At 55.0% G+C, this 19,502-nt stretch carries 18 protein-coding genes and 1 pseudogene; 1 reads left to right on the forward strand and 18 read right to left on the reverse strand.

Annotated elements, in window-relative coordinates:
• Positions 1 to 6: 6 nt before the first annotated feature.
• From VIN76_RS07765 to VIN76_RS07825, 14 genes and pseudogenes are all read right to left on the reverse strand, one after another.
• A complete protein-coding gene (locus VIN76_RS07765; protein ID WP_332041265.1) occupies positions 7 to 855 on the reverse strand; it encodes a slipin family protein in 849 nt (282 codons plus the stop codon).
• A gap of 295 nt (positions 856 to 1,150) precedes the next feature.
• Complete coding sequence (locus tag VIN76_RS16255; protein WP_414696309.1) at positions 1,151 to 1,330, reverse strand: YHS domain-containing protein; 180 nt, start codon at positions 1,328 to 1,330, stop codon at positions 1,151 to 1,153.
• Positions 1,331 to 1,382: 52 nt separating this feature from the next.
• Positions 1,383 to 2,651, reverse strand: coding sequence for an acetate/propionate family kinase (locus tag VIN76_RS07770; RefSeq protein WP_332041266.1), 1,269 nt, complete (start codon positions 2,649 to 2,651; stop codon positions 1,383 to 1,385).
• Between the two features lie 529 nt (positions 2,652 to 3,180).
• Positions 3,181 to 3,657 (reverse strand): hypothetical protein, encoded by a 477-nt coding sequence (locus tag VIN76_RS07775; RefSeq protein WP_332041267.1) that lies wholly within the window; start codon positions 3,655 to 3,657, stop codon positions 3,181 to 3,183.
• Positions 3,658 to 3,853: 196 nt separating this feature from the next.
• Complete coding sequence (locus VIN76_RS07780) at positions 3,854 to 4,111, reverse strand: DUF5676 family membrane protein (RefSeq protein WP_332041268.1); 258 nt, start codon at positions 4,109 to 4,111, stop codon at positions 3,854 to 3,856.
• Between the two features lie 160 nt (positions 4,112 to 4,271).
• The gene (locus tag VIN76_RS07785; RefSeq protein ID WP_332041269.1) at positions 4,272 to 4,505 is read right to left on the reverse strand and encodes a hypothetical protein; all 234 of its coding nucleotides are present in this window, start codon (positions 4,503 to 4,505) and stop codon (positions 4,272 to 4,274) included.
• Between the two features lie 212 nt (positions 4,506 to 4,717).
• A complete protein-coding gene (locus tag VIN76_RS07790) occupies positions 4,718 to 6,091 on the reverse strand; it encodes an NADH-quinone oxidoreductase subunit N (protein ID WP_332041270.1) in 1,374 nt (457 codons plus the stop codon).
• On the reverse strand, positions 6,091 to 7,551 hold the full coding sequence (locus VIN76_RS07795) for an NADH-quinone oxidoreductase subunit M (RefSeq protein ID WP_332041271.1): 1,461 nt from the start codon (positions 7,549 to 7,551) through the stop codon (positions 6,091 to 6,093). Before VIN76_RS07795 ends, VIN76_RS07790 begins: the two co-directional genes overlap by 1 nt.
• Positions 7,552 to 7,563: 12 nt before the next feature.
• The gene (locus tag VIN76_RS07800) at positions 7,564 to 9,456 is read right to left on the reverse strand and encodes an NADH-quinone oxidoreductase subunit L (RefSeq protein ID WP_332041272.1); all 1,893 of its coding nucleotides are present in this window, start codon (positions 9,454 to 9,456) and stop codon (positions 7,564 to 7,566) included.
• Positions 9,456 to 9,767, reverse strand: coding sequence for an NADH-quinone oxidoreductase subunit NuoK (gene nuoK, locus VIN76_RS07805; RefSeq protein WP_332041273.1), 312 nt, complete (start codon positions 9,765 to 9,767; stop codon positions 9,456 to 9,458). Before nuoK ends, VIN76_RS07800 begins: the two co-directional genes overlap by 1 nt.
• Entirely contained in the window at positions 9,764 to 10,279 is a 516-nt protein-coding gene (locus tag VIN76_RS07810) for an NADH-quinone oxidoreductase subunit J (RefSeq protein ID WP_332041274.1), read from the reverse strand. The genes nuoK and VIN76_RS07810 overlap by 4 nt, the downstream gene beginning before the upstream one ends.
• Positions 10,276 to 11,190 carry a complex I subunit 1 family protein gene (locus VIN76_RS07815; RefSeq protein ID WP_332041275.1) on the reverse strand — a complete coding sequence of 305 codons (915 nt, stop codon included), beginning with the start codon at positions 11,188 to 11,190 and terminating at the stop codon, positions 10,276 to 10,278. Before VIN76_RS07815 ends, VIN76_RS07810 begins: the two co-directional genes overlap by 4 nt.
• Before the next feature lie 248 nt (positions 11,191 to 11,438).
• A pseudogene (locus VIN76_RS07820) lies at positions 11,439 to 13,256 on the reverse strand (heavy metal-binding domain-containing protein); the annotation flags it as partial.
• Entirely contained in the window at positions 13,253 to 13,618 is a 366-nt protein-coding gene (locus tag VIN76_RS07825) for an NADH-quinone oxidoreductase subunit A (RefSeq protein ID WP_332041277.1), read from the reverse strand. The pseudogene VIN76_RS07820 and the gene VIN76_RS07825, both read right to left, overlap by 4 nt.
• A 1,285-nt stretch (positions 13,619 to 14,903) precedes the next feature.
• Between VIN76_RS07825 and VIN76_RS07830 the strand changes: the two genes are divergently transcribed.
• Positions 14,904 to 16,826 (forward strand): FTR1 family protein, encoded by a 1,923-nt coding sequence (locus VIN76_RS07830; RefSeq protein ID WP_332041278.1) that lies wholly within the window; start codon positions 14,904 to 14,906, stop codon positions 16,824 to 16,826.
• A 270-nt stretch (positions 16,827 to 17,096) separates the two neighbouring features.
• On the opposite strand, the gene VIN76_RS07835 is transcribed toward VIN76_RS07830, so the two are convergent.
• The 4 genes from VIN76_RS07835 to VIN76_RS07850 are packed head-to-tail and all read right to left on the reverse strand — an operon-like array spanning position 17,097 to position 19,502.
• On the reverse strand, positions 17,097 to 17,294 hold the full coding sequence (locus VIN76_RS07835) for a hypothetical protein (protein ID WP_332041279.1): 198 nt from the start codon (positions 17,292 to 17,294) through the stop codon (positions 17,097 to 17,099).
• 7 nt (positions 17,295 to 17,301) lie between these two features.
• Complete coding sequence (locus tag VIN76_RS07840; RefSeq protein ID WP_332041280.1) at positions 17,302 to 17,481, reverse strand: hypothetical protein; 180 nt, start codon at positions 17,479 to 17,481, stop codon at positions 17,302 to 17,304.
• Positions 17,482 to 17,528: 47 nt separating this feature from the next.
• Positions 17,529 to 18,593, reverse strand: coding sequence for a type II glyceraldehyde-3-phosphate dehydrogenase (locus VIN76_RS07845; protein WP_332041281.1), 1,065 nt, complete (start codon positions 18,591 to 18,593; stop codon positions 17,529 to 17,531).
• 51 nt (positions 18,594 to 18,644) lie between these two features.
• Complete coding sequence (locus VIN76_RS07850) at positions 18,645 to 19,502, reverse strand: ribose-phosphate pyrophosphokinase (protein ID WP_332041282.1); 858 nt, start codon at positions 19,500 to 19,502, stop codon at positions 18,645 to 18,647.

Here is a 19,502-nt window from a genome sequence, read left to right on the forward strand (position 1 = left end):
CCCTCCTCAAACGTCACGGTTGCCGTATGCGAACAGCCTAAATGGAACAGCATTGTGAATGTTTATCTGGAATCGAGAAGGTGCAAAAATGGCGTCGCCACCACAGTTAAAAGTGGAGCGACCGCGCTGGGTTGGAGGAGGAGCCCGGCCACCCCTGAAGAGTCGGTTTTCGAAACTGCTAATAAACAGCGCGCCAAGATAACGCAGTTGCATCGCTTCAGGGTGACCGGATAGCGTTTCTGCAGCTTCCAAAAGCTTTTGCGCTGCCTGCTGTTCTCCTTCAGCATTTATCACTCTTGCCCGGCGCTCACGTTCGGCTTCAGCCTGTTTCGCCATCGCGCGAACCATGGATTCATCTATATCGACATGCTTGATTTCAACATTGGCAACTTTGATGCCCCATGAGGTTGTTTGGGTGTCGATTATCTCTTGGATATCCTTGTTGAGTTTGTCTCGCTCCGTGAGCATCTCATCAAGCTCATGTTTTCCAAGAACCGAGCGTAAGGTGGTTTGTGCGAGCTGGCTGGTTGCGTCGATAAATTGCTCCACCTGAATTATCGCGCGTTCAGGATCGACAACCTTAAAATATATGACAGCATTGACATGAACCGACACATTATCGCGTGAAATAAGATCTTGCGTTGGTACATCAAGGACGATGGTTCTTAAATCCACGCGGGATAGAGTCTGAACAAAGGGCATAATAAAAATCAGACCGGGGCCTTTGACTCCTGTGAAGCGGCCTAGCGTGAAGACGACCACGCGCTCATATTCGACCACAATGCGGATAGCGCTAGCGCCAACTGCAAGCAGGATGAACAGCAAAGCGGAAAACGTAATAAGATTGTCTGTCATGGTTTTCTCCTGGTCTTCTTTGGAGTAATCAGCGCCGGGTGATGATCGATATCAACCGGTTTATTGTTAAGGACGCACTGCGGCGCTTAATGTTACAGTTGATCAGAACTCGCCAGACGGTTTGAAGCCAAAAAAGGCTACTACGACGCAGCTGGGCTTTGAGGAGTGGGGCGACCGCTGGGGAAGGCAGTGCGCGATCGCCCCTAAAGATCGGTTGTCGGAATTGTTGGCCAACATCCCGCCAACCGATCTTTATATTTGAGCCAATGCCGTTATTATCCGCTCATCTCGCCAGTTAAGGATCTGGATATAGCGGGGCTGGGCCGTTGGCAAAAGTTGTGGGAGAGCCATTGAATATATTCTGACATTCTGTGCTGCAGAAGAAATAGGTCCAGCCCTTATATTCTTCAGCCGCTACCGCTTTTTCCAAAGCAAATTTGCGATTGCATACCGGGTCTTCTGCGGTGATATCCATCAGCTGGCCTTTTGAAGGAGCGTAGCGGTAATGCGGTGCGGGAAAAAAGGCATCATGCTACAGCCTCACCATTTTGGCGGGTACCATCAAGTTCTGCGACATGACGCGCAATCATTAATTCTTCATCCGCAGAACTGATCTCCACAGTAACTGAGCCATGTTTTGGAGATAGCAGTGGCTTATTGGCTTTATTTTTTTTCGGATCGATTATGGTTCCAAAGCATTGCTCCAATGGTTTGCAGATCTGGTACCGTATTTCTGGAGAATGTTCACCAATTCCGCCGGTAAAAATCAAACGATCAATGCCGCCCATGGCGGCTACCAATGCGCCGAAGTGACGGCGGGCTTGATAGCAAAAAAAAGCTATCGCTTCTTCGGCAGATTTACCGGCATTGGTTGTAACAAGAATTTGGGCATCACCGCTTGTTCCTGATTGTCCAAGCAAACCCGATCTGTTGTTTAGAAGATCGGCCAATTCATCGGACGTCCAGCCCTCTTCCTTTAAGAGATAAAGGATAAGTCCAGGGTCAATATCGCCGCTTCTGGTGGCCATTGGAAGACCTGACAACGGGCTAAAGCCCATGGATGTATCTATCGTCCGCCGGCCATGCACTGCCGCCATACTGGCGCCCGCACCAAGATGGGCGACCACAATACGGTCCTTCAGAGCTGCTGCTCCTTCTCGCCGCTCTAGTTGGTAGAGCGTAGATTCATAGGAAAGGCCATGGAAGCCGTACCGGCGAATAACACCGTCGTCCATATTTAGCGGCAGACCAGTTCGTGCTGCATTTTCCGGCATGTTGGAGTGAAAAGCAGTATCAAAGCACGCAAATTGTTCTGCGCGGGGTAGCCGTGTTCGAACCGCTGCAATAGCAGCAAGATTTGCAGGTAGATGCAGAGGAGCTAGCGGTATTAGGCGCTCCAGTTCAGCTTCGATAACTGAATCCAATGCGAGAGGCGAAACAAAATCTGGACCGCCATGTACTATTCGATGACCAACAAGCGATATTTTCCAAAGTTCTGCGTAATTTTCCAGCTGATTGAGAATATTTTCAATGGCTGAGCCATGGTTTTTGCACGAACTTTTTGCATTCCAAAGGGATGTGCTGTCGGCCAATCGCGCGGATGAATGGCCCTGTGCCTTTCCAATTTCCGTGACCTTCCCGCGCAATACCGGTTCGATGTTATTACCCAAACGAAAGACTGCAAATTTGACGCTTGATGAACCACAATTGATCGTCAACAGATGCGGCAGGGGGCTAGGCCGGGTTTGTTGTTGTCCTTCCGCGTAGGGCGCTTTTTTGCGAATAGTTTTTATCATCTTTCCCTTTGCTCCTGCACGACCCGCTAATCGCAAGGTCTTCCCGGGAGATTGGCGATCTCCGGAAATTATAGGTGTGACAGGTTTGTGGCGCGCGATATCTGCCGGAAAGCGCTATACGCTTCGGACCAGAGATGCCGGCCACGCTTGGATCACAAGACCCTTCAACCGGCGATTAGCTCTTAGAACAGCACGATTTTGAACTTACCTCGGGCTTATCTTCCATAACTTGTTCCTTACCGGAACAGCAGCACCCTTTGCTCTGGGGTTCGACCGGATCGGTAGGTTTAATAATGGGTTTGAGTATTTTTCTCGGCGCGAAGGTTTTGGGATCAGTTGTTATATTGTTCATGGCTTTTCTCCTTTGCAAGTCTTTCAAACAGTTTGATTTGTTCGGGCAGCGCCAGAAAAAATAGGTGCTGCCAGTAGTTAGGACGCAAATGGAGCCTTCGCGTTACACAACCGAGGAAGAAGTCAGGCCGTTTCCAAGCTCGGCTTCTTCCCCTTTAATGTGCCAAAGTCGTTGCTGCTATTTTTCAGGGTCCATCATAAGTTCCTGCTGTAGCATCAGTCGCTCCATCATTTGATACATCATGCCCATATGCTGCTTCATCTTCTGCATATGTGCCGGGTCCATAGCCATAGGTCCTTTGCCCTGCGCCATCATGCCGCCTTCGGCCATCTTGGCCTTCATTTTCTTCATATCGGCCGGGTCCATCTTCATCGGCTTTTTCCCCTGTGACATCATACCGCCGTCGGCCATCTTGGCCTTCATAGAGGCCATATCTGCCTTCATCATGGCCATATTCTCTGTCATGAGCTTTTCTCGCTCTGCAGGCGTCTTGGCGTTCTGGGCTCTTTCCATCATCTGCTGATGTGCTGAATTATCGGTCATAGGCGTGGCCTGACTCTGCATGGCAGCTTTTGGTTCCGGTTGTGTTGCATTGGCCGAAAATCCTGTCAGCATGGTGAAAGCAGCGACTGTGATAAGACTGGAGTTTTTCATATCTAGTTTCCTTTTTTGCAATTGTCCTCAAGAAGAACGGGATTGGCAGTACAGCATTACAACTTCACCAGTAAGTGGCTGGGTCAGAGGAAATATTTGCTCGGTCTTCCGTTGGTCAAATAGTGCGTTTGATCAATTTTTTAGGGTTCTGGTTGCAAGCACCATCTCGCATCAATGGCACCTCGGTCCGTCGCCCCTACGCAAGCAATCGATTATAAGTGGCGGCAATCGCCCAGACGATTAGCCCGGAGAAGAAACTCGATATAACAAGCCCCACTAAAAGACCCGTCCAATGCAATGACCAGCCCATACCGGCGAAATTTGAGTGGGCCATATTACCGCTCATTTGCATCATACGGCCAGAGGCCATGGTTACAAAAAGACTGCATATTATCCACGTGAATCCGAAAATAATTGCCGTCGCCAAACCAAGTTTAATTGCATTGAGCTTCATTTCGCGCTCCTGAATGAAAACCAGCCGCTCCGACAATCAGAGACAGCGTTTAACCAGTTTCCAACTGATAATATCAGACCATCCATTCAGCGCTCATAGGTAATGTTACTGAGGCAGCGCTTTGTGGGGGATGGTTCGTTGGCCAATGATAAAGTCGGCTTCACGCACAGCAACCCTGACAATCCCGTCGTCTTTGGACAGGATCATCGATAGATAGCCATCGATCCGCGCCAGAATTGTCGTCTGCGCATAAGCCGTCTTCGTGTTTGCCCAGTCCTGAACCGCCGTTGGCAGCGATCGGCTTGGTCTTTCTGGTCACCATGCTCGACCGCTGGTTCAACCGTGCATCACCCAATCCGCAACCTGCGGTCACTCCATCAACCCAAGTTTTCATGTCTGCATCGGCTAGATTTTTTGTGCCGGGCAAAGAATCAGAGCCAATTTGCCCTGATTGATGAAACAGTGACGACGATTGCGACTTGTGGCTCACTGAAAGCTATGCCGGATGGCTATGCAAAATGTGGGTCGGACGTGTTCGTAACGCTGCGATTCCTTGCTGCCAGAGCAAGAATATTGGCCTGCATCGGTGCTTGGAACTCTCGATTTTTAGTACCAACCCGGCAGCAAACCTGCCAAAACCCCCATGCCGAGCGTCACAACCGCAGTCACGCTAATGACTCCTGTGAGCGCGGGGTGAGTGAGCGATTTATCGAAACTCTCCCCTGCGTCCGGCGCAGACTGATACATCGGCACCACGATCCGCAGATAAATACCGAGTGCCAGTACCGAGTTGAGGATTCCGATCACTGCAAGCCACAGATAACCTGCGTCTATGGCCGCACCGAACAGATAGACTTTACCGACGAAGCCGAAAAGCGGAGGTATGCCGGCCAACGACAGCAAAAAGATCACCATCGCCACCCCTGCTACTGGGCGTCGCCGCCCGAACCCGCGGATATCGTCAAGACTCCGTCCGGCGAGCAGAATGATCGCAAAAGCGCCGATGTTCATCGCCATATAGGCCGCACCCATGACGATTAGCCCGGGGATTGCAAGTGGGCTAACGCCGAGCGCCACAATGGCCAACAGAAAATAGCCCGTTTGCGCGATCGAGGAATAGGCCATCAGCCGGACCAGATTGGTCTGCACCAGCGCCGTCAGATAGCCGTAGGACATGGTCACAGCCGAGATTATTGCGATCACAAGAGGCCAATTGCTCTCAGTCGGCAGATCGCGCAATACCTGCGCGAGGGCAAAGATCGCCGCGAGTTTGGTGATGACCGACAGATAGGCGGCCACGGAGACGGGAGCGCCATCATAGGCATCTGGCGCCCAGAAGTGGAAGGGTACTAGCGACGCCTTGTAGCCGAGACCCACAATTACTGCGATCAGTCCCGCGATGGCAATCAGGGGCTTGTCTTCCAGTGCACTGAGATCTGAGAAAAGAGTCGATCCCGCACCGCCGAACCAGAAGGTCAGCCCGTAAATCATTACTGATCCGGTCACCGCGCCGAAGACGAGATATTTCATCCCCGCCTCGGTCGCGGCGTCGTCGCGCGGATAGGCCACCAGCGCGAAGCCTCCCAGCCCGGTTAGCACCACGCCCAACACGAGCAGCATCATGTCACCACTGCCGGCCAGCATCAACGCGCCCAGTGTGACAAGACAAAGAAGCGAATAGACGCTGCCTTCTCGTTGTCGTCCCGCGATTTCTGCCCGTGCCAGCAACAAAGCTAGTGCCGTACCAGGCAGCAATATCAGCTTAGCCCAGCCATTCAGTAGGTCGATCCGGTAGGTGCCGCCAAAAACGGTGGTGTCGGCTGTTAGTAGCGGCAGTGTGGCCAGAGTAGCAACCGTTAGGCCGGCCAACCCGAGCCACAGCACCAGCCGCGCCATCCGTGCCATTTCCGCAATAAGCATAGCCACGACCGCTAGCGACAACAGGATTTCTGGGATCAGGAATGACAGATCGCGTGCCATCAAAATGACAGGCTCGCCATCGTGGTATGGATTATGTTCAATAGCCACGAAGGGGCGACGCCAACAAGGATTGTCAGGATTAACAGAGGCACAATCACCAGCATCTCGCGCCGGTCAAGATCGGGCATTAAGGCCCATTTCTCGTTTCTCTCACCCAAAAACACCGCTGCGATTGCACGCAGGTACAGCCCCGCTGTTACCACGATGGCAAGGATCGCCACGATTGCCCACGGTGCGGTATTGAGTGTTGCGAGAAATACCTGAAACTCTGCTGGAAAATGCGCAAGCCCTGGCAGGCCAAGCGAAGCGAAGGCCGACAAGATAAACGCCCAACCAAGCCATGGCACGCTGCCGAGCAACCCACCGAAATCACACACCTCACGAGTGTGGGCGCGGTCTTGCAACATGCCGATCAGAAAGAACAACGCTCCGGTGACCAGCCCATGGCTGATCATTTGCAAGGTCGCGCCGTCCAGCGCGATCACCCGAATCTGCGGGTCGACGCTGAGCGCCGCCACCGCCACGCCAATAACCACATATCCCATGTGGTTGACCGAAGTATAGGCGATCATCCTTTTGAGGTCGGTCTGCGCCAATGCGGCAAAAGCGCCGTAAAGCGCGCTAACCACACCGAAGGCCAAAACCACCTGACCGGCCTGCGCAAAGGCCTCGGGCGTCATTTGCAGGGCAAACCGCACCAGACCGTAAGTGCCGAATTTCAGCATCACACCGGCAAGGATTACGCTGCCTGCCGTGGGTGCCTGCACATGCGCCGCCGGTAGCCAGGTATGCACCGGAAAGGCCGGGATCTTGACGGCGAAGGTAAAGAGCATCGCAATAAGCGCTAGCATGGCCGCAAGCCCCGTCAGCGGCGGCGCATCGATCCACGCGCGCATGTCGAATGTGCCGCTGCTGAGATACAGTCCGATGATCGCCAGCAGTAGAGGAAGCGAACCTAGAAACGTGTAGAGAAAGAACATCAGCGCAGCGCGCTGTCTTTCCTCATAGCCCCAGCCGGCGATCATGAAATACATGCCGACTAGGGAGACCTCAAAGAAGACATAGAACAGCAGCCCGTCAAGCGCCATGAACGTGCCGAGCGCGGCGGTTTCTAGCATCAGCATCAGCACAACATAGCTTGGCGCACGTTCGCTGATCCGCGCTGAATAAATCGCCGACAGAAAGAACAGTAAGGATGTCAGCAGCACCAGTGAGAGGCTCAGCCCGTCCAGTCCCAGCCGGAAGGAGGCACCGATGGCGGGTATCCACGCGATTTCCTCGATCTGGGCAAAGCCGCTCGGCACGATGCCACGCGACCAGATTACTAGCGTGATCAAAAAAACCAGACCCGTCGCCACAATCGACATCCCGTGCGCCACGCGGTCCGAGCGGTTTGGTAGCGCCATCAGGGCTAACCCGCCCAAAATCGGGAGGAAGGTGGCGAGGGTCAAAAGCGGCATGTAGGTGTCTCCTCAGAAATAATATGGTGCGATCAACAGCATGGCCATGATCAGCGCGGTGCCGATCGCTGTCAGTGCAAGTTCGCGATGGATAAAGCCGCTCTGCAGGCGGCGAGCCTGTGCACCAGCCGCAACCATCCTCCGCACAAGGCCGAAGATTGCGGCGTCGATACCGTTGGTGTCGGTGAATCCTGTCGCACGACCCAGCCGTAACGACTGTTGGCCGATCCAGAGCGAAAACGCAAAAAGCGCTCCATCTGCACGGTCTACTAGATGAGCGGTTCCAAGGCCAAACCCACGGATCAACCCAATTTGTGCTGCCAGCAGGCGCTTCTCGAACGCCTCGCAGGCGGAGGCGATTGACAGGACGGGGCGCAGGATTAGCCCGTCCATCCCGCCCGCGACGGCAAAGCCGTTTCGTGCCGGTGCCAGCAGCGGACCGAGCAGCCGGGCAGGCGCGATAAACCAACCAAGCGCCAGCCCGCTCAGGCCGACAGCCAGCCCCATTGCAGGCACGATCCAGCCCGGCTTTTCAATCTCTGCCCCCAGCATGTGTTCAAGCGCGCCGAAGCCGAACCCAAGCCCGGCGGCGAGCGCCACAAGAACGCCCATACCGAAAGTCATGAACGGCACTGGCTTTTGTGGAGGCCCCACTTCGCCAGCCCAAAGCACATTCAATGCCCGACCCATATAGGCGCCGGTCAGTACCGATCCCGCTAGCGCAAGTGGCAAAAGCCATGGCGCGGCTGTGCTTCCCAGTGCGGCGGCGATGATCGCATCCTTGGAAAAGAAGGCCGCCATCGGCGGGAGGCCCACCAGCGCCAGCGCGGTGATGGCAAAGCCTGCAAAGACGCCGGGCCGTGCCCGACCGGCACCCGCCAGCGTGTCCAGCCCTGTACCTTCGCGGTCATGCTGAAAGACACCTGCGCCCAGAAAAAGGGAACTTTTGATAGCCGCATGGGCGATCAGGTGCAACAGCGCCGCCACTGGTGCCCCAGCACCAATGGCCACAAGCATCAGCCCATATTGGCTGGCGGTAGATGCCGCCAACAGCCGTTTCAGATCACGCTCTGCCAGCGCAATCAGCCCGGTGACAACCGCTGTGATGCCACCAACGATGCCGATGGCCAGTAGCGCGCCGCCGGGCAGCATAGGTGCCGTGCGGATCAACAGAATCGCCCCCGCTGCCACCAGTGTAGCCGAGTGCAACAGCGCCGACACCGGCGTCGGTCCGGCCATGGCGCGCATCAGCCAGTCCTGCAACGGCACCTGCGCGGACTTGCCCATCGCGGCAATCAGCAGCAACAAACCAGCGATCAGCGCTGGGGTGCCGGTGGTAGCATTTGTGACGGATATCTCGGAGGTGCCAGCCACGCCGATCAGCACGAAGGCCCCAGTATAGAGTCCCAGATCTGCAGTCCGCGTATACAGGAACGCGCGTGTCGCGGCACCGACCACACCGGCGCGGCCATGCCAGAACCCGATCAGCAGATAGCTGGCAAAGCCGATCATCTCCCACGCGGCCAGCAGCGTGATCCAGTCGCCCGACAGCACCAGCGCCTGCATCGCGGTGACAAACAGCAGCATAGTGCCATAGAACCGCGCCCGTTCAGGGTCTTTACGCATATATCCCGTGGCGTAGATCAGCACCATCGCGGCGACAGTGGCCACAAGCAATGAAAGGGTTGCCGTCAACGGAGATGCTATAAGCCGGATCGGAAAATCAGGCAGGAAGGGCAGCGCGATGCCCACGGTAACGCCATCTGATGCGGCGACAAAAAGCCCAAGTGCAGCCACAAACCCAAGCGCGGCACCAATCAGCGCCAACGTCTCGGGCGCGCGGCGAAGCGAGAGGATCGCCAGTGCTGCCAGCAGCGGTCCAAGCAGCGTCAGCGCCAGCATCATTACCCCTTTAACTCGCTGGCTTCTTCCATCTCAACCGATCCGCGTGACCGGAACCGGGCGATGGCGATGCCGAACCCGACTGCCATTTCCACGGCCATGACGGCCATCACGACCAGCACGAACATCTGCGCGGCAGGTTCCCCTGGATGCAGATAGCGCCAGAAGGCCACCAAATTTACGAGAGCCGCTGCAAGGATTAGTTCCACCCCCATGATGATCATCACCAGATTTGTCTGGCTCAATGCGCCGTACAGGCCGGTGCCAAACATCACCGCGCCCACGGTCAGGGCAATCATCAACTCAAAAATCATTTTGGTTGTTCCTTCGCTGGAGCGATTGCGACCATTGTGGCTGAGACCATCGCCGTCAGGATCGTCAGGCCGACGGATTGGAAGATGAACATCGACCGGCCCAAAAGCTCCCGGCCAAGCTCAGCCGTTTGTTCGGCCGTCTCAGGGAGGTTGCCGCCCGGTGGCCCCCAATCGGCCAGCCAGATCACCGCCATCGCTGCGCCCAACCCGACGCCCCCGGCCCAAAGCGACAGGCGTTTCTGATGTGTCATATCCATTGCGCCCATCCCGCCCGGATCCATCATGAACATGACCATGAAGATCGCCATCACGCTCATCTCGGTGGCCATCATCATTATCTGTAGAACGCCCAGAAACTCGGCCTGCATGACTAGAAACATCAGCCCTACCGCAGTTTGTGAGAATAGAAGCGCCAATGCCGAGCGCACCATCGAATGGGTGCGGAATACGGTGACGCCGAACCACACGGCCGCGCCGCCGAAAAACACAAGAAAGATCATCTGCGAAGTCATATCGGCACCACCAAAACGATGACGCCGACAAGAAAGATGTTTCCGAGGGCTAGAGGGATACCGAGCTTCCAGCTCAGCTCCAGATAGCGCGTCTCGCGGACCCGGGGCACCAGCCGCCCGGCGCTGACCATTAGGCCTGCGACGATCAGGATCTTGATCCCGCTCCACGCCCAGTCCGGCAGCCACGGGCCAAGCCAGCCGCCCAGATAGAACGTCACTGTTGCACCCGCCAGCGCTAGGATGATAACCATCCGCGCCAGACGTAGAACGGCAAAGCGCACACCGGTGTACTCAGCCTCTACCCCGCCAGCCAGATCACCCGGCGCGGTGGGCAGGTCCAAAGGTGGCAACCAGCACAGCCCCATTGCGGCGGCCACGAACAGCGCGAATCCCAGTGGCTGATAGGCGATGTTCCAGAGGGAAGATTGCGAGGTGACGATATCCACTGTAGAAAGCGATTCTGCGCGCAACACCACGGCGGTGATCGGCATCACGATAAGCATTGCATAGGCCACGAATTGGCCCAGAAACCGCCAACCGCCAATCATGCCGTAAGCGCCGTTCGGCCCCCATCCGGCCATGATCAGCGCGACCAGCACATAAGCCAAAGCCGCGTTCAGAAACAGCGCGCCGGTCGCCATGTCGGTGATAATCAACCCCGGTGCCAGCGGAATGACCGCCACCGCCAAAAGCCCTGCCACGAGCAAAAGCACCGGCCCAGTCTCAAATAACAGTCGGTCAGGAGTGCGCGCGAGCAGTGATTCACGCCCCAGAAGGGCCAGCGCTGAGATCGCCGGACGGGCGGGTTGCAACCGCCCATGAACGGCCCAGCTTTCGAGCACAGCGATCAGATAGGCGCCCACTGCGAGCGACAATAACACAATCAATATCGTCAAGCCGTCACCTCCCAAGGGCTCATGTCCAGCGATCCGATGCCGGTCAGTGCGTCGCCCAGTTCCCGTCCATCCGCAACTGTCGCGATCAAGTCGACATGCGCCGCCGTCGGTGTTTCGATATTGGCAGCCGTAACCTTGCCATTGTGCAATGTCAGACTCAGTCGGGCGGCACCGCGTGGGGTCTCAACCACGGCTTCGCCTGTACCCGAAGCAGTGCCGATGCCATGCGGCTCTGGCATCGCAATCGCGCCTACCTTCAAGATTAATTCAAGACTCTGGAAAATCTCACCGCAGCGTTGTGTTAGCCGCGCAAGCGCATCACCGTCCGTCGCTGTCAGCACGGTAAAACCCAGTTCGGTATAGATCGGATCATCACTACGCGCGTCGCGGGCGATGCCGCCCGCCCGCGCCACTGGGCCGGGCAGAGCGTCGTCGCCCGCTAACCGGCCAATCCCCTTCAGTCTGGCTTTCAGCAGCGGGGTGCGTTGAATCCGTGTTAGAAGTGCAGTGATCTTTGGGGCCAGCGCTGCGATTTCGATGACCGGCGCGACGCGCAGTTTCAGTTGTAATGCCGTCGCGCGTTTCTCCAGCCAAGTGAACCCCGCTTGTGTCCCGAACCCAGCCAGCCAGCCGAAATGACTGGTCAGCCGCTCGCGCTCCGCTGCGGCGATGCGAGCGCGAGCGACGCTGGATGGCACGCTTTGTTCCGCGGCCTGCTCCAGCGCTAGACAGGCCAGCAGGCTATAGGCTACCGGACTGAGGGGCGATAACGCGGCGAGTTGGTCGACGAAAGCCGCGGGAGTGGTAGTGTCCTCGTGGAGTAGTTCGCTCAGTCCCACCGCGCTGTCGGCGCTGGTGCCCGCTACTGCGTCGCCGTCCAGTGTCAGGTCCAGCCGCAACCCACTGGGTAGTCCGGGAAAGAACGGACCGAAGGGGACGCCGATCCACTCCATTTTGAGGCCGTCCTCGCTGGCCGGCATGTCGCGGGTGAGATCAGTCATCGACATAAAATGCGCCTCGATACCTTCTATTACCACGTCATTTCCATGTGAGGCATGACTGCCTTGGTGGCTGCTCTTGCTGCCATTATCGTGCCCTTGGCTGGCGGCTCCGTGGTCATGTCCGGAGTTTTCGACTGCTTCTTCGACGGGTACCAAGGTCATGCCGCATTTTGGGCAGTTGCCGGGTTCGTCCTGTACGACTTCGGGATGCATCGGGCAGGTGTATCGCGCCGGGGATTCGTCTGCTGCGTGTTTCGTGTGACCATGCCTTGCATCATGTCCAGCATGCTCGCTTTTGGTGTCGGCGGGCACGAGAAACATACCGCATTTTGGACAAGAGCCGGGTTCGGCGCTGATCACTTCAGAGTGCATAGGACAAGTGTACTGGACCAGCGGTTCGCTGACAGCATGTTTCGCGTGACCGTGATCATGCGCCCCGCCATGCTTGTTACCTTTATCGTTGGCGTGATCGTGGCCAGCGGACGTTGTTTCGACACGGGTTTCTACAGGCATGTCGCGTTCTTTTTCCGGCATCGCATGGCCTGCATGTGACGACACCGCAGCTTTGCGCAGTACCAGTGTCATACCGCATTTTGGGCAGTTACCGGGTTCGTCCTGCACCACTTCGGGATGCATCGGACAGGTATATTCCGTGCGGGTCTGCAGCGTCGGAGCTTCGTAGTCGTCCACGTCTGACCGAAAGGAACCCGTTGCAATGACCCAGCGAAGATCTTCCATGGCTGTGACAAGGCCCGCTTGTGTCAACGGCCCGGTCGCGTCGGCGTCAGGCAGTGGTCCCAGATCACCAGAACCCAACGCCAGAATGGCTCGTGGGCGAGGCATCTGGCCATAGGCAACGCTGGCGGCATCCGCCAGGCCGGCGGGCAGGGGCGCGATTATGACAAGAACATTGGCATGGCGCGGCGTAGCGCTCAGGTGCAGTCCGGCCCCGCCAAGGTCGAGCCCGGCAGCGCGTGCCACATCCGCGCCCGGCACCACGAATCCGCGAATGTCGCGCGACATGGCTGCTGCGACAAGCCGCTGCAACATCGTCATCGTCCCCTGACGGGCACCGATCATTCCTGCCGTCTCAAAGCGCCTTGGCTCCAGCCGTAAAGCAGCCCGAGAAACAGAATGGCGAGGAACACTCCCATGTCAAGAAGTGCCACCAGCCCTTCTTCACGGTAGACTACAGCCCAAGGATACATAAAAGCCATTTCCATATCGAAAGCCAGAAACAACAAAGCATAGCCATAGTATTTGACGTGATACCGCACCCAGACCGGATCGCGCGACAGCGACCCGGCTGTGGCCGGAACATCCTTGCCCGGCTCAACCCGCGTTCGACCGATTACACGGGCAAGGGCATAGACGCAAAGAACGAAGCCGACCGCGCCAACCGTCAGACCGAACAAGATTGCATATTGGGCAAGTGCGCTCATTCCTTACTCTATTCTTTCAACGTGCCTTGACGGCGCCTCGGATTGGCACCCGGATTCAGGCAACCGTTTGCCAAGCCCACACCGTGCTCCGACGGATATTAGAGCGCACCCTCGGATAATGCAACATTGTCAAAAGCGATTCTATTTAATCGCGACAGGAAGGTCGCAAACTGATCTCGCGGCTTGCTGTTGATTGATCCTGCCGGTTTGATCCAGTCTCGGAAAATCGGCTAGTTGGCTATCATATATCCATTAGAACAGTATGAAAAGCCAACCGCTTGCTTGGTGATCTGACATGAGTCGCCACGACAAGGGCGGCCTTCTCGGCGTCAAAACCGATGCGTAGAGCTTTCGCAAAGCTGCGTACGCGCAGCTTTTCGATAAAACTACCGATCCTGCCCGTAAATCAAGCAGAAGCTTCAGAGACCGTAGAACATTTACTGGGAAATAAAGGCACCGTCTGCTGCGGCGATCGCTGCGTCTGGAACGCGCGAGTTGTGCTTGGACTGACCGCAACTCTCGGAGGTGCGCCAATTGCTCTAATCGTTGTTTAACTCTCGCTAGAGGGTACTCTACGGTTGGGGCTGTAATCATACAGTCTTGTTCCGGTGTATCCTTTGATTGAATTAGCTAGCGAATTTCTGTTGTCGAGAAAGCGATGGCGTAAGCATTGCGCATAAACGACAACGGGTTAAACTCGCTACGTGCCGAATTTGCTAGCCTGACTCCCAAAAGATAATGCGAATTATTATCAAAAGCTGCTTGCCTCGTTACAGGCTAGGGCTGCTATAGTGGTTTCATGACTGAAATAGAATCTGAAGTACGGGATTGCACTGCTGGTGGTCAAAAAGCTGACAGAAGCCTGGGATATCGCCGTGTTTTGTCGATCGTTATGGCGGTCAACCGTGGCGTCCGCAGCAATTGGCGGATGCATCGCCGACAGCCAGGCATTTACGGCCGATGGCTTAATAACTTTGATCGGAATATTGACGTTCGTTTGGGCTCACCTGGAGCCGACAAACGTGGGTTCGGGAGACACTCCCACAATATGTTTTTCTGGCGTACTGGGATTCGGAGCTATCGGTTCTCCGATTTGGCGCTCGTTCAGCTCAGCGGTCATTGAGGTAGGTACAATGGACGGTATTGTTGTGTTTCCTTTGGCGATCAATGTTGTAGCGGCGCTTATTATATCGATTTTTCTCCAATCAAATTATCCAATGGTCCGCAGTGCGCTTGTATGTCTGCAATTACTGAATATCGGTGCAACAACCAAGGCAGTGTCAAGATGAACTTCCAAGTCGCTGCAGCGCGCCTTATCGCCATTCTGATATTCTCTATGGCATTACCATCCACAGCACTGGCGAACAACGATGTTCAGACAGCCTGGCGCCTGCTAGACTACATCGCGGTAGATTATGCGGTCGCTGTTCAAAATGGCGCGATCATTAACGAAGTCGAATACGCAGAAATGACGGAGTTTTCGGCGATGGTCGCCGAACGCATGGCTAAGCTCGAACCTGATAAGCAGCGCACGGCGTTGATCGCAAGAACTGACGCACTCATTAAGATGATTGCTGCGAAGGAGGCTCCGGAAATAGTCGCGCGGGACGCAAGGATTTTAGCAGCTGAACTGCTTGCGGCATATCCTGTCCCGCTCGCGCCGAAGGCCGCTCCTGACCTTTCGCGCGGTGCTGCCTTATATGCGCAGAACTGTGCGAGCTGTCATGGCAAGTCAGGCGGCGGCGATGGTTCTGCAGCCGTGGGACTGGACCCGGCTCCGACAGCGTTTGACGATAAGGCGCGTGCGCGCCAGCGCAGTATATTCGCATTGTACCAAGTCGTCGAGCAGGGTCTTGATGGTACCGCAATGCAGAGCTTCATTGATCTGCCCGCAAAAGATCGTTGGAATCTCGCGCTTTACACCGGCACGATCGCTTTTTCGGATATTGATGCAGGCCGCCAAATTTGGGAGAGCGATGCCTCCATTCGAAATCGTTTTTCTAACCTCGCAGACTTAACCAGCGTCACGCCCGCGGCGCTCGGCCAAGAGATTGGTATGTTAAAAGCCGATGCGGTGATGGCGTTTCTGCGCGCGCATCCAGAAACGGTTGTAGCGGGTACGCCCGGATCGTTGTCGTTCGCTCGGGAGCGGCTGCACGACAGCCTCGCTGCATATGAAGCCGGAAGAGTAAAAGAAGCGCGTGACCTTGCACTCTCTGCCTATCTTGATGGTTTTGAACCGCTGGAAACAGTCTTGAATATGCGTGACGCGGGGCTCATGGCGTCAATAGAATCAGCGATGGCTGAACTTAGATTTGCCATCGGCGAGGGTCAATCTTCGGCGACCGTAAGTCAGAAGGTTGCTGCCTTAGATAAACTGTTTGCAGACGCGGAAAATGCGCTTGCGCAAGACGATGTGAGTGATGTTTCGATAGTCGTCGGGGCGTTCGCCATATTACTACGCGAGGGCCTGGAAGCGCTGCTGATCGTGATAGCGATGATCGCCTTCCTTCGCAAAGCGGAGCGCACGGACGCCATATCTTACGTTCATGGTGGATGGATTGCAGCGCTACTCGCTGGCGGCGTGACATGGATAGCCGCGACCTTTGTTATAGATATAAGCGGTGCGAGCCGTGAGCTGATGGAAGGATTCGGCTCTCTGTTCGCTGCGATTGTACTGCTTTCCGTTGGCATATGGATGCACGGCAAGTCGCAGGCAGGCGAATGGCAGCGCTACATCCAAAAAACCATGGACAAGGCATTGTCGCGCAGCTCGGCATGGTTTCTGTTCGGACTCGCTTTCATCGTGGTTTACCGAGAGGTTTTCGAGACGATATTATTTTTTGCCGCGCTCTGGGTCCAAGGAAATGGCCAGCTGATCTTGGCTGGCACCGGTGCGGCGATAGTGCTTCTCGCGCTTATCGCTTGGGTCATGCTCCGTTACAGTCGAGATCTACCTTTCGGTACGTTCTTCGCATATAGTTCTATCTTGATTGGGATATTGGCGGTGGTGCTCGTTGGGAAAGGCGTCGCCAGCCTTCAGGAAGCAGGGCTTATTGATATTACCCCGCTGCCTAGCATTCCGCGCCTTCCCATCATCGGTTTGTATCCCGCATTTCAAACAGTCGTTGCACAGTTTTTCGTATTGTGGCTGATCGGGCTAGGATTTTGGTTCAATAGAAGGAAAAATGAACGATTGGCGTCTTAGTAGTCAAAATATTGACAAGTCCATATGCATTGGTCAGCTGCGCCTTTACTGGCCTCCGTGCTGAGATACAGCGCGTCTTGTTCGGACAGAAATCTCTTTTATCTTGGCAAATCTTGGTTGCGGATGTGGACTCAATTGATCCAGCATTTGATGGTGAAGAAGTTTTGAGCGTATCTTTCGAAGCGTGTAGATAGTCGCCGCATGTCTTTCATTTTACAGAAGAAGCGTTCCAGCATGGTGCGTTAGTGCGCAAAATATAGAATATCCCGTCTAGCACCCGACGGTTATCCGCTTGGAATAGAAGCCGAGCGTTGCACCGTCGCCGTGCGGGTCAGCCCCACTTCCCGCCTTCGTCACAGCATCGACCCGTGCCTGACCCGAACTGAACCGATCAAAACTTTCGGGCGTGGGCGGTTGGCTTGCCACGTCATGGGTATCAAGTCGGTCTATAGGATGAAGTGAGGTCATAGCGGCATCATTTCCTTGCAGTTTTGCTGGCGGTTTTTTGGCGGCTCTGCTTTTTGTTCTCATCATCGCGGCGATCAGTACCCAGCGTCCAGGCCGGAGGATCGCTGGCGGGGAAGCTTCCACGCAACGCCTCATCGATTATATCGTCGTGGGTCGGTACCGATTTTTTGTTGCGTACCTTTTTCACTTTCGGTTCCTTAGATGAGGTCATATGTCGGCGCTCTTCATATCAGCCTAACTTTCATGCTCTGTCCACTGGGGTATATTGAGCATCCCAATCCCTAGAGACTTGTTTGTTCTAGCGATTGACCGACTAGCGTCGTGCTCATCGCCTGCTAGTGCCCGTATAGCATCAATCGTCTCGGGAATGACGATCGCCTGGTTATCAACCATATAGCTAAAATAAAGATCGTTCCCGTCAACTTTGAGGAGGTCACGCCATATAGCCACTTCATAGAGATTTGCATGGCGGCGCCCACTCTCAGCCATCCATTCCTTCACGACATTTATTGCCGACAGTCCCGTGCGGCTATCGATAAGAAGAATCCGCGATGATTGTGAAAGCGCTTCGAGAATTTCCGCTATGTCGGCCCGGCGCGTCATTTCAACGTACCAGGTGTGAAGATGAGCCAGCGTTTCCGGAACCTTTACGGCAATCGTTGTGACATCAAGGTCTGGATCGACCAGCTTGGCATCCGGCCCTTGGTGGCTAGGAACTTCGGGCTCGGGAACAAGCGTGTTCATGATACCGCCAAGATGGCTTTCCCAAGGATCGGTTGCGCGTCGAAGCAATGTTCCTCGCGCTTTCTTTAATAGGCCCGCGTTTTTGAGAGTACCCAATGTGCGAACGATAGACGTTGTATTGCAGGAAACCACCCGAGTTGCACTGCGCCCAATGGCGCTGGAATAGCTCGTTTCTGCGACAAAGGAATGTCCGGTTACTTCGTGCTTTTCACCTCCTTGAACGATGAAAGGCCGGTCGAGACTTCGGTATAATTTTGCATTTTCGGCACCTCGATGCTTGGGTGTGCAATCAACAACGATGTCGCTTATTCCGACGAGATCAGGCAAGTGCCCTTGAACAGGCAAATCCGCTGCTTCCATTAAAGTCTTGGCTTCTGCCGTGGCCGCAAAAAGCGGAATGCCCTGGGAAACAGTTTGAGCGATGCGCCAATCTGCGGCGACATCAGCTACGCCCGATAGTTCCATATCCGTTTGAAGTCTGATCGCGGCGGCTGTGCGGCTACCGATGACGCCGTATCCAACAACGGCAACTTTGATCTTTTTACTGTCTGACATATTTTGTCTCTCTTTCCATTTTGGTCAGTAAATATTTCGGCATATTTTCAACTATAAAAGCAGTTCAGCAATACCGATCCGAGATGTTTCATGTGGCACCGAATCGGTCGAGACTATATCTGTGGCGAGTTGATTTAACTGCCAATAGGTAGCGCTCGAAAAAAGAGCATGTACCGTCAATATATATGGCTTGGGAAAACCGTGTGCTATCAATGCTTCTGCCGTTTCGATCATCGTTCGACCCGATGAAATGATATCATCGACAAGCACAGGTATTTTACGCTGAAAACGGGATAAATCGGGTATGGAAATCTCAACATCGTGATCGCCAAGTCTTTTTTTTGTGAGAACGAGTTGTTCGGCTCCCGCGCGCTGCGCCACTGCTTTTACCCACTGCTCGCTTTCAGAATCCGGACCGACGACAAGCGCGTTTTTAACATTGTTCTTGATCCAGTTGGCCAGAAGCGGAGCTGCGTGCTCGACCCTTGCTGGGATGGAAAATATTTCTGCGAGGTCCGCTATGCGGTGCAGGTGAGGATCAATCGTGATTACACTGTCAAAGCTGCGGGACAGTAATTTGGCAAAATGGGTCGACGAAATGGATTCTCCATCCTGAAATCTCCTGTCTTGCCGCATATAGGCCAAATAAGGCGCGATCAGTCGCACCGATTTTGCACCCAGTTCACGGGCGGTTTCTGCCGCAAAAATGAGCCGCAATATCTGATTATCAGGGCGGGCCAGGGTGCAAACAAAATCCACATCTTTCCCCGCAACATCATCTAGTAAACGAATATAAGATTCGCCGTCAGGAAAGTGACGGGTTTCCAACGATCCGAGCGATGCGGAAGCCAGTCGTGCAAGCTCGGTAGCCAAGGCTTCATTGCCAGGAAGTGGGATGAAATGGCGCAT

The sequence above is a fragment of the Parasphingorhabdus sp. genome (assembly GCF_036568145.1).
Taxonomy (GTDB): domain Bacteria; phylum Pseudomonadota; class Alphaproteobacteria; order Sphingomonadales; family Sphingomonadaceae; genus Parasphingorhabdus.